The sequence below is a fragment of the Nocardia sp. NPDC060259 genome, from assembly GCF_042728775.1.
In the GTDB taxonomy this organism is placed as follows: Bacteria; Actinomycetota; Actinomycetes; order Mycobacteriales; family Mycobacteriaceae; genus Nocardia.
In genome coordinates this window covers 1-11,917 of the sequence record NZ_JBHXAY010000152.1, presented here as the reverse complement: position 1 = coordinate 11,917, position 11,917 = coordinate 1, and the positions used below count along the sequence as shown (strand labels likewise).

At 68.6% G+C, this 11,917-nt stretch carries 16 protein-coding genes and 1 tRNA gene; 7 read left to right on the top strand and 10 right to left on the bottom strand.

Translation table 11 applies throughout. The features are described 5' to 3' along the window. Positions 1-37 precede the first annotated feature (37 nt). On the bottom strand, positions 38-826 hold the full coding sequence (locus ACFWF2_RS31875; RefSeq protein WP_379311201.1) for an ABC transporter permease: 789 nt from the start codon (positions 824-826) through the stop codon (positions 38-40). Between the two features lie 24 nt (positions 827-850). Beyond that, entirely contained in the window at positions 851-1,807 is a 957-nt protein-coding gene (locus tag ACFWF2_RS31870; protein ID WP_379311200.1) for an ATP-binding cassette domain-containing protein, read from the bottom strand. Between the two features lie 116 nt (positions 1,808-1,923). On the opposite strand from ACFWF2_RS31870, the gene ACFWF2_RS31865 reads away from it, so the two are divergent. After that, positions 1,924-2,646 (top strand): TetR/AcrR family transcriptional regulator, encoded by a 723-nt coding sequence (locus ACFWF2_RS31865; protein ID WP_379311199.1) that lies wholly within the window; start codon positions 1,924-1,926, stop codon positions 2,644-2,646. A gap of 4 nt (positions 2,647-2,650) precedes the next feature. Here ACFWF2_RS31865 and bcp read toward each other — a convergent pair whose 3' ends face one another. After that, entirely contained in the window at positions 2,651-3,124 is a 474-nt protein-coding gene (gene bcp, locus ACFWF2_RS31860) for a thioredoxin-dependent thiol peroxidase (RefSeq protein ID WP_189032858.1), read from the bottom strand. Positions 3,125-3,195: 71 nt separating this feature from the next. Between bcp and ACFWF2_RS31855 the strand changes: the two genes are divergently transcribed. After that, positions 3,196-3,429, top strand: coding sequence for a DUF3618 domain-containing protein (locus ACFWF2_RS31855; protein WP_373291758.1), 234 nt, complete (start codon positions 3,196-3,198; stop codon positions 3,427-3,429). Between the two features lie 69 nt (positions 3,430-3,498). Here the strand turns inward: ACFWF2_RS31855 and ACFWF2_RS31850 are convergent, their stop codons facing one another. After that, complete coding sequence (locus ACFWF2_RS31850) at positions 3,499-3,795, bottom strand: excalibur calcium-binding domain-containing protein (protein ID WP_379039782.1); 297 nt, start codon at positions 3,793-3,795, stop codon at positions 3,499-3,501. Positions 3,796-3,930: 135 nt separating this feature from the next. Further along, positions 3,931-4,908: a pirin family protein gene (locus ACFWF2_RS31845; protein ID WP_379311198.1), complete on the bottom strand. Its 978-nt coding sequence runs from the start codon at positions 4,906-4,908 to the stop codon at positions 3,931-3,933. A gap of 73 nt (positions 4,909-4,981) precedes the next feature. Here ACFWF2_RS31845 and ACFWF2_RS31840 point away from each other — a divergent pair, with 73 nt between their 5' ends. Further along, a complete protein-coding gene (locus tag ACFWF2_RS31840) occupies positions 4,982-5,446 on the top strand; it encodes a MarR family winged helix-turn-helix transcriptional regulator (RefSeq protein WP_378847696.1) in 465 nt (154 codons plus the stop codon). Positions 5,447-5,485: 39 nt separating this feature from the next. Here the strand turns inward: ACFWF2_RS31840 and ACFWF2_RS31835 are convergent, their stop codons facing one another. After that, on the bottom strand, positions 5,486-5,881 hold the full coding sequence (locus ACFWF2_RS31835) for a cupin domain-containing protein (protein ID WP_379311197.1): 396 nt from the start codon (positions 5,879-5,881) through the stop codon (positions 5,486-5,488). Positions 5,882-5,932: 51 nt separating this feature from the next. Here ACFWF2_RS31835 and ACFWF2_RS31830 point away from each other — a divergent pair, with 51 nt between their 5' ends. Beyond that, entirely contained in the window at positions 5,933-6,913 is a 981-nt protein-coding gene (locus ACFWF2_RS31830) for a GlxA family transcriptional regulator (protein WP_379311196.1), read from the top strand. Between the two features lie 136 nt (positions 6,914-7,049). Next, positions 7,050-7,853 (top strand): alpha/beta fold hydrolase, encoded by an 804-nt coding sequence (locus tag ACFWF2_RS31825; RefSeq protein WP_379311195.1) that lies wholly within the window; start codon positions 7,050-7,052, stop codon positions 7,851-7,853. 33 nt (positions 7,854-7,886) lie between these two features. On the opposite strand, the gene ACFWF2_RS31820 is transcribed toward ACFWF2_RS31825, so the two are convergent. Next, complete coding sequence (locus ACFWF2_RS31820) at positions 7,887-8,783, bottom strand: LysR family transcriptional regulator ArgP (RefSeq protein ID WP_379311194.1); 897 nt, start codon at positions 8,781-8,783, stop codon at positions 7,887-7,889. Positions 8,784-8,855: 72 nt separating this feature from the next. Here ACFWF2_RS31820 and ACFWF2_RS31815 point away from each other — a divergent pair, with 72 nt between their 5' ends. Further along, on the top strand, positions 8,856-9,476 hold the full coding sequence (locus tag ACFWF2_RS31815) for a LysE/ArgO family amino acid transporter (RefSeq protein ID WP_379311193.1): 621 nt from the start codon (positions 8,856-8,858) through the stop codon (positions 9,474-9,476). Positions 9,477-9,486: 10 nt separating this feature from the next. Here the strand turns inward: ACFWF2_RS31815 and ACFWF2_RS31810 are convergent, their stop codons facing one another. The 3 genes from ACFWF2_RS31810 to ACFWF2_RS31800 form a co-directional block, all read right to left on the bottom strand. Continuing rightward, positions 9,487-9,831, bottom strand: a complete 345-nt coding sequence (locus ACFWF2_RS31810) for a hypothetical protein (RefSeq protein WP_379311192.1) — start codon at positions 9,829-9,831, stop codon at positions 9,487-9,489. 74 nt (positions 9,832-9,905) lie between these two features. Then, positions 9,906-10,547 (bottom strand): transglycosylase SLT domain-containing protein, encoded by a 642-nt coding sequence (locus ACFWF2_RS31805; RefSeq protein ID WP_379311191.1) that lies wholly within the window; start codon positions 10,545-10,547, stop codon positions 9,906-9,908. Positions 10,548-11,167: 620 nt separating this feature from the next. Next, positions 11,168-11,240: transfer RNA gene (locus ACFWF2_RS31800), tRNA-Lys, on the bottom strand. A 402-nt stretch (positions 11,241-11,642) separates the two neighbouring features. On the opposite strand from ACFWF2_RS31800, the gene ACFWF2_RS31795 reads away from it, so the two are divergent. Beyond that, a partial coding sequence (locus tag ACFWF2_RS31795) for an Ig-like domain-containing protein (RefSeq protein ID WP_379311190.1) occupies positions 11,643-11,917 on the top strand: 275 nt, incomplete at its 3' end.

Below are 11,917 nucleotides of genomic sequence, written 5' to 3'. Positions count from 1 at the left end.
GCGCGATACACCGCGCGGCCCCTCGCTCGTTCCGTCGTCAGACGCTGGTTCGGCGTCGGAACAACACACCGGCGGCGAGATAGCCCGCGACGGCGATGCCGGCGCACCACAGCACGGCGAGCAGCGCGCTGTCGCCGATCGGCGTGCCCATGAGCAGGCCGCGCATCGTCTCGATCACCGGGGTCACCGGCTGGTGCTCGGCGAAGGCGTGCAACCAGGTCGGCATCGTCTCGGTCGGCACGAACGCGCTGCTCACGTACGGCAGGAACATGAAGAAGAAGGTGAAGCCGTTGGCCGCCTCCGGGTTTCGGGCGAGCAGACCGAGGGCGGCGGCGAGCCAGGACAGCGCGAAGACGAACATGGCGAGCACCGCGAGGACGCCCAGCCAGCGCAGCGGGTCGGTGGTCGGGCGGAAGCCGAGCACCACCGCCACCCCGATCACGACGGCGGAGGTGAGCAGATTGCGCAGCACGCTCTCGGCGACATGCCCGGTGAGCACCGCCGACCGGGCGATGGCCATGGTGCGGAACCGGTCGATGATGCCTTCGGACAGGTCGGTCGAGAGCGCGACCGCGGTGGTCGAGGCGCCGAAACCCGCGCACAGCAGGATGATTCCGGGTACCACGTAGTCGATGTAGGGCCCTGGCCCGGTGTCCATCGCGCCGCCGAAGACGTAGACGAACATCAGCAGGATCATCACCGGCAGCGCGATGGTCATGATCATCGTGTCGGGACTGCGCACGGTGTGCCGGATATTGCGGTCCAGCATGGTGATCGAGTCCTTGGCGGTGCGCAGGGCCCGCAGGGTGGGGGACTGGGTGGTCATGGTCGGTCTCGTTTCGGTGGGGGCTCAGGCGGCCGACGCGGCCTGGTCGGCCCGGCCGGTCAGGGCGAAGAAGACGTCGTCGAGGTCGGGGGTGTGCACGCTGAGCTGGTCGATGGCGATGTCGAGCTCGGCGAAACGGTCGAGCAGCCGCTTGATCTCGACCGCGCTGCCGTCCGAGGGCACCTGCAGGGTCAGCTGCTCCGGGTCGAGGTGGCCGTGGTCGCCGACGGCGTGCGCGGCGGCGGTGAGCAGGCGCTGATCGGCGAAACGGAACCGGATGTGGCCGCCGGGGACGAGGCGTTTGAGCTCCTCCGGCGTGCCGTCGGCGACGATGTGCCCGCCGTCGAGCACGGCGATCCGGTCGGCCAGCTGGTCGGCCTCCTCGAGGTATTGCGTGGTGAGGAAGACGGTGGTGCCCTCGGCCGCGAGCTCGCGGATCGCGGCCCAGAGGTCGCGGCGGCTGCGCGGGTCGAGGCCGGTGGTCGGTTCGTCCAGGAAGACCAGGCGCGGCCTGCCCATCAGGCTCATGGCGAGGTCGAGCCTGCGGCGCATGCCGCCGGAATAGGCGGAGACCGGCCGCTCGGCGGCGTCGGTGAGCTCGAAGCGGTCGAGCAGGTCGTCGCCGCGACGCCGGGTCTCGGCGGCGCCGAGGTGCAGCAGCCTGCCGGTGAGCCGCAGGTTCTCGGCGCCGGTGAGCACGCCGTCGACGGCCGCGTACTGCCCGGTGACGCCGATCAGGCCGCGCACGGTGTCGGCCTCGCGCACGGCGTCGTGCCCGAAGACGCGCACGTCGCCGTGATCGGGCCGGATGAGGGTGGCCAGGATGCGGACCAGCGTGGTCTTGCCCGCGCCGTTCGGTCCGAGCAGGGCGAAGACGGTGCCGGATTCGACCTCGAGGTCGAGGTCGTCGAGCACGACCCGCGCGCCGAAGGTCTTGCGCAGCCGGTGCACAGAGAGCGCGGGCGTTGCTTCGAGCGTCATGAGTTCTCCGATCGAGAAACTGTTTATGTAATAAACATAGTTTATAGAGTAAGCAGTTCATGGGCGCAAGAGATGGCACCGCTAGAGTCGAGGCGAGCGGAGGAGGCTGGGAGCAGATGACGACGTCCGGCGACACGGCGTTACCGAAAGCGGTCGAGCTGATGTGGGGGCTCGAGCAGCCCGGCGCGCGCGGGCCTCGGCGCGGACTCACCCTCGATCAGATCCTGGACGCCGCCGTCGCGGTGGCCGACGCGGAGGGGTACGCGGCGCTGTCGATGAACCGGGTCGCCAAGCAGCTCGGCTTCACCGCCATGTCGCTGTATCGCTATGTCGACAGCAAGAACACGCTGATCGACCTGCTGATGGACCGGGTGGTCGGCGAGCCGCCCGCGATCGCGGCGGGCACGCCGTGGCGGCCGGGCCTCGAGCAGTGGGCGAGGGCGGAGTTCGAGCGGATCGGCCGCCACCCATGGTGGGTGGACATCCCGCTGAACCGGCCGCCGATGGGGCCCAACAACATGGCCTGGCTCGACGCCGCGCTACGGCTACTCGGCGCGACGGCGGTCCCCGAGCCGGTCAAGCTCCAGCTCGTGATGAACCTGTCGATGTTCGTGGTGGGCAAGCGCCGCGTCGTGCGGGACCTGCAGGCGGAGGAGGACGGCGACTTCGCCTCGGTGATGGCCAGGGTGCTCGACCCGCAGCGCTATCCCTCGGTGTCGGCCGCGCTGTCCGCCTCCGCCTTCCACGACGACGAGATCGACTGGGAGAAAGCCGATTTCGAATTCGGTCTGGCGCGGCTGCTGGACGGCTACGAGGTCTTCATCCGCACCTTCGGCTGACTCGCTACACCGACAGGTCGCGGCGCAGCTTGGCGACGTGGCCGGTGGCCCGGACGTTGTACTGGGCCAGTTCGATCTTGCCCTGCTCGTCGACCAGGAAGGTCGAGCGGATCACGCCGGTGACGGTCTTGCCGTACATCATCTTCTCGCCGAACGCGCCCCACTCCTTCAGCACGTCGCGCTCGGGGTCCGACAGCAGCGGGAAGTTCAGGCCCTCGGCGTCGCGGAACTTGGCCAGCTTGGCCGGCTTGTCCGGCGAGATGCCGATGACGTCGAGGCCCGCGCCGCCGAGTTCGGCCAGATTGTCGCGGAAATCGCAGGCCTGCTTGGTGCAGCCGGGGGTACTCGCGGCCGGGTAGAAGTAGACGATCACCTTGCGTCCGCGGTAGTCCGACAGCGACACATCCTTGCCGTCGGCGTCGGGCAGCGTGAAATCGGGTGCGGTGTCTCCGGGGGAGAGGCGATGGTTGTCGGTCACCACCGCACGGTAACCGACCGGGTCCGGCGAAGGCATGGATAGACTCGTCGGCGAGCAGACACATACTGGAGGTGACGGTGGCCAAGGACGACACCGACCGGATCGAGCGCGAGATCGAAATCGCGCGCGCCCGGTTGGCGACGACACTCGACGAACTGGCGGTGCGCGCCGATCCGCAGCGGATCGCAGACGACACCAAGGCGATCGTGGTCGCCAAGTTGAACGAGCCGAAGGTCAAATACACACTGATCGGCGCGGGCGCCCTGGTGGCGGGCCTGGTCCTGGTGAAGATCTTCCGTCGCTGAATTCCGGCGACACACAAAGAACACCCGATGTGGCAGCCGCCACATCGGGTGTTCTTTTTCGGTACTACCTCAGACTGTCGGGCAGGCGAAGCCGTCACCGTCGGGGTCGAGGTGCGGGGAGTAGCCCGCCTCGCCGCGGAACAGGGGAGCGCGGCCCGCGGCGATGGCCTCGTCGCAGTTGCGGAAGGCACCGCCCGCCGAACCGGTCTGGACCAGATTGGCCGAGCCGGTCGCGTTGAGGATGGAATCGAAGCTGGAAGAGCCGGTGCCCGAGGACCCGGTCACCTGATCGGCGTGGGCGGCGGGGGCGGCGAGCAGGGACAGCCCTGCGACGGCGAGGCTGACGGTTAGCCGGCGAACGTTCATGGATTCCTCTATGTCTGCGGCGGTTCGGTTGTGGGCCCGGACACTTGGTGGCCGGGCGGCCCCGTCCACCTTCGTGAGCGGGCGTCCGGTTGTCAACCGCGCGAGCCCTACCAGATCGCCGCGACCGGCGGTCGGTTATTCGCCCAGGCGTCGGCCGGTGCGGTGTTCGGCCGGGATGGTGCCCATCCGGCCCGCCTGGAAATCCTCCATGGCCTCGATGATTTCCTCGCGGGTGTTCATGACGAACGGCCCGTACTGGATCACCGGTTCGCGCAACGGCATTCCGCCGAGCAGCAGCACCTCGAGATCGCCGGTGGTGCTGTGCTGGGCGGTGTCGGCGGTCAGCGTGATCGCGTCGCCCTTGCCGAAGACCACCAGCTGCCCGGTGCCGATCGGCCTGCGATCGACGCCGACGGTGCCGCTGCCCGACAGCACGTAGGCCATCGCGGTGTAGTCCTTGGGCCACGGAGTCTCGAGCTGCGCGCCGGGCACGAGCGAGGCGTGGGCGTAGGCGATCGGGGTGTAGGTGGAGCCGGGGCCTGCGAAACCGCCGAGCTCACCGGCGATGACGCGCACGAGCGCGCCGCCGTCGTGCGAGCTGACCAGGGTCAGTTCACCGGCGCGCAGGTCCTGGTAGCGCGGGGTGGCGAACTTGTTCGCGCGCGGCAGGTTGACCCACAGCTGGATGCCGTGGAAGGTGCCGCCGGAGATGACGAGCTTCTCCTCGGGCAGTTCGTCGTGCAGCATGCCGGAGCCCGCGGTCATCCACTGTGTGTCGCCCTCGCTGATGACGCCACCGCCGCCCTGCGAGTCGTGGTGGACCATGGTGCCGTCGAGCATGTAGGTGACGGTCTCGAAGCCGCGGTGCGGATGCCAGGGCGCACCCTTGGCCTCGTAGGGCTCGTAGGCGACGGGGCCCATCTGGTCGAGCAGGATGAAGGGGTCGGCCGAGCGCAGGTCGACGCTCGGGAACGGCCGGGTCACCTCGAAGCCCGCGCCTTCCTGCTGGCGCGACGCGGTGACGATCTGGCGGACGGCTCGCTGGGTCTCGGTCACATCGGGGCGGGGCAGCCGGGGCAGCACCATGATGTCGTCGACGGTGATTGCGGGCATGGGATGCGCCTCCTCGAGGGCTCTGCGGTCACTTTATTTCCATGTCAACCAAATGGGTTCTAGGATCATTCCCGTGACCCGATGGTTGTCCGAGGAAGAGCAGCAGACCTGGCAGGCCTATATCCGCATGCGCCAGCGTCTGGACGCGGCGATCGCGGCGGGCCTGGCCGAGCACGGCCTGTCGATGGCCGACTACGAGCTGATGGTGCCGCTGTCGGCGACGCCGAACGGGTGCATGCGGGCCAAGGAACTGGCGGGCGAGGTGTGCTGGGACAAGTCCCGGCTCTCCAAGCAGCTCGCCAGGATGGCGGCGCGCGGACTCGTCGACCGCAGGCCCGCCGAGGACGACGCCCGCGGGATCGTGGTCTCGCTGACCGAGGAGGGCCGCGCGGTGCTCGGCCGGGCCGCGCCCGAGCATGTCGAGCTGGTGCGTGACCTGTTCGTCGACCGGTTGACCCAGCGGGAGAGCACCGCGCTGCGGACACTGTCGGAGAAGGTGATCGCGGTGAGCGACGACCGAACATCGTTGCCCGGTTGACGGTTTCGCGTATCCGGGCGACCCCGACCAGACGGTGGTTCAGGCGAGCGCCGTGCCCGTTGTCGCGGTGACGTGGTCGGGGACCTCGCCCGCGTAGTCGCCCGTGGTCAGGGTGCCGGACGGTTCGAACAAGAGCAGCGTCGCACCGTCGGCGGAGGTCGGGCGGTGGTCGACACCGCGCGGCACGACGTAGGTGTCGTTGCGGTGCAGGGTGACTCGTCGTGGCGGGGCATCCGGCTCGCGCAGGTCGATGTCGAGTGTGCCGTCGAGGACGAGGAAGAACTCGTCGGTGTCGTGGTGCGCGTGCCACAGATGCTCGCCGCGCACCTTGGCCAGTCGTACGTCCCAGTCGTTGACGCGCGTGAGAATGCGGGGGCTCCAGAGCGCGTCGAAGGTGGCGAGCGCGGCGTCGATATTTCTCGGTCGATCGGTCATGGCTCATGGTCGCGGTTGCGGTCGGTGCCTGACCAGTGCGATGAATAGCGCATGTCGAAAGATTTCTCGCAGCCTGGTTTGCACCGGGTAGTAGCGCTCGTCGACGAGGGGTCCAACCCGTTCGAACTGGCCTGTATGACCGAGGTGTTCGGCATCGACCGGCCCGAGATCGGCGGGCTGCTCTACGACTTCCGGCTCTGCGCGCACCGGCGCGAGGTGCCGATGCGGCAGAACTTCTTCACGATGACCGGCCTGGCAGACCTGGCCCTGCTCGACTCCGCCGACACCGTGATCGTGCCGAATCGCCCGGACACCGAGACGCCACGGCATCCGGCCGTGCTCGCGGCGATCGCGCGGGCGCATGCGCGCGGAGCGCGGCTGGTCGGCATGTGCAGCGGGGCGTTCACGCTGGCCGAAGCGGGGGTGCTGACCGGCCGCACCGTCACGATGCATTGGCAGTGGGCGGCCGAATTCCGGCGCAGATTCCCCGATACGGAGGTCGATGATGCCGTGCTCTTTATCGATGACGAGGACATCCTCACCTCGGCAGGCAGCGCGGCGGCCCTCGACCTGGCCCTGCACCTGGTCGGCCGCGACCACGGTGCGCAGATCGCCACGGCGGTCGCGCGCCGTCTCGTCTTCGCCGCGCACCGCCGGGGCGGGCAGCGCCAGTTCATCGAGCGTCCGGTGTCCCGCGACCCCGGTCCGTCGCTCGCGTCGACGGTCGAGTGGGCCGAACACCATGCCACCGAACCGATTACCGTCGCCGATATCGCGGCCACCGCCTGCGTGAGCGTGGCAACTCTGCATCGCCGCTTCCGCGCCGAACTCGGTTGCACGCCGCTGGCCTGGCTCACCGCCCGCCGCCTCGACCACGCCCGCAGGCTCCTCGAAGCAAGCGACCTCTCCGTGGAGCAGGTCGCGACCGCGAGCGGCCTCGGCACCGCGGTGAACCTGCGCACTCACCTCGCCGCTGCGACCGGTCTCACCCCGACCGCCTACCGCAGACAGTTCCGCACCCGACGCGCGTGATCCGCCGGTATCGGCGTATCCGCCGGAAAGTCCGGGGCCGACCATCGGCTGTCGCTCGCTCGCCGGATTCCGCCCGTGATCGTCGTTCTCGGGGATGCGTAGCGAGCTGGCGGCACCGTGCCGGTAGGGTCCCGGCATGCCCCTCGTCTCGCTCAACGGCATCCAGCTCAACTACGACGTCACCGGGTCGGGACCGCTGGTCCTGCTCGTGATGGGCAGTGGCAGTCCTGGCCGCGTCTGGCGTACCTATCAGGTGCCTGCCCTGGTCAAGGCCGGGTTCCGGGTCGCCACGGTCGACAATCGGGGGATCGCGCCGTCGTCGGAATCGGCGGCGGGGATCACCATGGCCGACCTGGTCGGTGACACCGCGGCGCTGATCGAGCACCTGGGGGCGCCCGCCCATGTGGTCGGTACGTCGATGGGGTCGCGGGTGGTGGCCGAGCTCGCGCTGGCTCGGCCCGAGCTGCTGGGCAAGGCCGTCATGTTCGCCGCCACGGCGCGTCCGCACCCGCCGTCGAGCACGCTCAACCAGGGTGAGCAGGCGTTGTTCGACAAGGGGATCCAGCTGCCGCCCGAGTATGCGGCCGCGGTCAAGGCGATGCTCAATCTGTCCCCGCACACCCTGGCCGACCCTGGCAAGGCGCAGGAATGGCTCGACATCTTCGAATTCACTTCGGGCAAGGGCACTCCGGGCACCCGGGCGCAGCTGGGAATGGATCGGTCGCAGGACCGGCGCGAGGCGTATCGGCGGATCACCGTGCCCAGCCTGGTCGTCGGGTTCGCCGACGACCAGATGGTGCCGCCGCGGTTCGGCCGCGAGGTCGCCGAGGTGATCCCCGGCGCCCGCTACGCCGAGATCGAGCGCTGCGGGCACTACGGCTATCTCGAACAGCCCGACGAGGTCAATCGCGTGCTCGTCGAATTCCTCTCCGCCGCTTGATCACCCACCCGGATCGGGCAGCCTGACTCCGGTTCACGACGGCTGGATCAGCTTGGTCGCCGCGGCTGCCGCGATGGCTTGCGCCGCGGCGCTCAGCGCGGGGGAGTCGAGCTTCCACTGCTGCCAGTACAGCGGCACATCGATGTGGGCCCGGCCGTCGAGGTTGACGAGAGTTCCCGCGGACCTGTCCTTTTCGGTTTGCAGATCCGGCAGCATGCCCCAGCCCATGCCGAGTCGCACCGCATCGCCGAAGGCGTTGGAGGACGGTACGAAATGCGTCGGGGGATCGATCGGCCGGGACGACTGGCCGCGGACGTGCCGGAACTGCAGGTCGTCCTTGCGGTCGAACTGGATCATCGGCACGTCCGCGTACGAACCGGGCCGCGCGCCGTCGGGGAACCAGTACTGCGCGAAATCAGGGGTCGCGAGGGGCTGGTACCGCATGGCGCCGAGCGGTTCGACCTTGCAGCCCTGGACCGGAGTCGCGGTCGCGGTGATCGCCGCCATCACCGTGCCGTCGCGGAGCAGCCGGGTGGTGTGTTCCTCGTCCTCGCGGTGCAGTTCGAAGTAGATCCGGCCGCGCACCCCCGCCAGGGCGGGCATCACCCAGGTCTCCAGCGAATCGGCGTTGACGGCGATCGGAATCCTGGCGGGGCGGCCCGCGGGCCGATCGGTATCGCCGAGTTCGCGGGCGGTGTCACCGGTGAGCAACTCGACCTGACGCGCGAGCCGCAGCACGGCGAGCCCGGATTCGGTGGCGCGCACCGGTTTCGAGCGCTGCACCAGGATGCGCCCCGCCGCCTCTTCCAGCGCTTTGATCCGCTGGCTGATCGCCGACGGGGTGACGTTCAACCGTCGCGCCGCGGCCTCGAAGGTGCCCTCGGTGAGCACCGCGTCGAGCGCGCGCAACTGGTCCAGTTGCAGATCCACATCAACGATTCTAATGGTAGTGAAGAATGATTAGCTGGTCTGAACTTTGATGTTCTCTTAACGTCGAAAGACGTGACGGCATCTTCCGCGGCACTGGCCGCCCTCTCCGGATTGGGTTTCGGTCTCTCGCTCATCGTGGCGATCGGCGCGCAGAACGCGTTCGTGTTGCGTCACGGTGTGCGCGGTCAGCACGTGCTGCCGGTGATCGCAGTCTGTGCCGTCTCCGACATCGTGCTGATCGCGGCGGGAGTCGCGGGCTTCGGCACCGTCGTCGAGGCGGTGCCCGCCATCGTGACCGTGGCGCGGTACGCGGGCGCGGCTTTCCTGATCGGGTACGCGGTGCTGGCGGTGCGGCGGGCGATGAGTTCGTCGGCGCTGATCGCCGAAGCCGCGGGCGCCTCGGTGGCCGTCGGCGCCTCGGTGCTCACCTGCCTGGCGCTGACCTGGCTCAATCCGCACGTCTACCTGGACACGGTCGTGCTGCTCGGTTCCTTCGCGAGCACCTACGCGAGTCCGGATCGCTGGTTCCTGGCCGCGGGCGCGATGGTCGCCAGCGTCGTCTGGTTCCTGGCGCTGGGTTACGGCGCGCGCCGCCTCGGACCGCTGTTCGAGCGGCCTGCCGCGTGGCGCGTTCTCGATTCGCTGATCGCGGTGATCATGTTCGCGCTGGCGGTCGGCCTCGTCGTCTCCTGACAGCGCAGGCCTAGGACTCGGCCGCCCACGGCTTGACGGGTGGTTTCACCCAGAGCAGCTTCTCGTCCGCGTGCGTGCGCACCGCGCCGGCGTGGCCGGGGTTGCGCGCGGCCCACGCGTCCTTCTGGTCGAGCAGGTCCGCGACCACCTGCCAGGTCTCGCCGGTGCTGGGTGGATTGGTGTCGGCGGCCCTGGCCAGTTTGCGCAAGGTGGACGCGGGCAGGTCGAGGAGTTCGGCACCGCGGATGTCGCGAGACCAGGCGTAGCCGGCCAGACGGCGGGCCTTGGTGGCGCGGCTCGCGGTGGCCGCGTCGGAATGCGCGTGATCGGGTGCCTGATCGGCGCTGTCTGGCACAGGGCCATCCTACGACGAACGCCCGCGCTCCGGTCGGCGATGACCGGGGCGCGGGCGTTGACCCGTCAGGTGGCTCAGTAGGCGCTGTTGACGTTGTCCATCGAGCCGTAGCGGTGCGCGGCGTAGTTGCAGGCCGCGACGATGTTGGAAACCGGGTTCCAGACGTCGAACGGGGTGCCCTCGACGTGGTACGCGGCGAAGGTCGGGTCGATCACCTGGAGCAGGCCCTTGGAGGGGATGCCCATCGCGGCGTTGGAGTCCCACAGGTTGATCGCCTGGGGGTTACCGGTCGACTCGCGCATGATGTTGCGGTGGATGCCGTCGTAGCTGCCGGGGATGCCCTTGGCGGCCATGATGTCGAGGGCCTCGCGGATCCAGCCGTCCAGGTTGTCCGCGTACACCGGCGGGGCAGGGGCGGGCTCGGGCATCGGGGCCGGGGCGGCCTCCGGAGCAGGCGCGGGGGCGGGGGCGGGAGCGGCCTCCGGCGCGGGGGCCGGGGCGGGGATCGCCTCGATGGCGGGGGCGGCGCCGACGGCGGGGATGCTCTCCGCCTGCTCGACGACCATGGCTGCACGCTCGGGCACGCTGTCGTCGGCGAAGGAGACGGCGGAGGACGCGGCTACGGCGACCAGACCGACCGCGGCGACGGCCACGGTGAACGCCTCACGGCGCGAACGACGGCCGATAACGGTGCTGAGCTTGTCTTTGTTGAGCATTGCTTTTCTGTTCCTTCATCTCTGTCTGGCGACGCAGGCCCTGGTAGGGGCTCGGTGGATCGCGCAGCGCGCGCAGCGGCGCACGCCGGTCAGGCGATGTGTTGTTTCTGTCTGTATGGGAATGTGCGACGCTGTCGGGGTCGGACTCGCTCGTCGGCGGTCCGCGCGTCGCACGGTGCTCCACAGCTGGCTGCGGGGAGACCACGCGCTGTTCGGTTCTCGTGCTCCGGAAGTTGGATACCTCGGGGCTAACCAAACCGCAGGTCTGTTTGTGACCTGATTGCAGAATGGTCACGAAGGGTTAACGCAAGGTGAACGAAACCTGAACGGCAAACGCTGACGATCTTGGTTGCTCCACCGGGCAGTTGCGGAATCGTTATCTACGCAGGGGGTTTACTGCTGCTTCCGATGTGCCGCGCGTCACAGAAAAAGTTTGCCCAAATCGGGTTTCACGATCATTTGCGCAGCTCCAGCGTGTCCGGATCGGGGCTGCAGTGGCGTCGAGCGCCCGTGTCCAGACCGATTTGATAACGACCTCGTGACCGTTGTCGAACGCGGAGACCTGACGCAGAAAGACCGCATCCCGGCAGTTTCGGTAACTGCCGGGATGCGGTCTGCTGTGCGCCATCAGGGACTCGAACCCCGAACCCGCTGATTAAGAGTCAGCTGCTCTGCCAATTGAGCTAATGGCGCTTGGTTTGCTCGGATCGCGACTCTAGGAGAGAACCTCTCGGCTTCTCCGTTCGCCCCGCTCTCCGGTGCGGAACAAACATTAACAGGCTTGGGGCCGGAAAGTGAAATCGGGCTCTGACCAGCGACAATGCGGACCTCTTCGAAGTGTTAACGATCCAGGTCCCGGCACGTATCTAACGATTGTGACTTGGTCGTGTCGCGGGGGCTTTCCCGTTGGTCACGACCGGGCGGGCTGGCAGAATGGCGGGACGACGATCTCGGTCGCCCCCGTCGACGCGGATGGCACGAGTGATAGGCGTCGATGGGATCTGCGGCGCACACACGTTATTGCGTCGGTACGGAAACGGGGTTGACATGGGTATGAAGCGGGGGCGACATCGGTCGCTGCGGACGATCGTTCCGGTGGCACTGCTGGCGGTGTTCGCGCTGGGGGCGTCGGCGTGCTCGGCGGCGGAGGGGGCTGGGGTCGAGGTCGCGATCGACCGCAACCCGATCACCGAGCTGATCAAGCCGAAGCTGGTGTCGACGATCAAGGACGGGCAGGTCGGTGTCTCACCCGGCATGCCGCTGGCCTTCCAGGTCGAGGACGGCAAGTTCACCGAGGTCACGCTCGCGAACAAGGAAGGCCGCCCGGTCTCCGGGCAGCTGGCGGGCGACGGCCGCTCCTGGGCGACCAC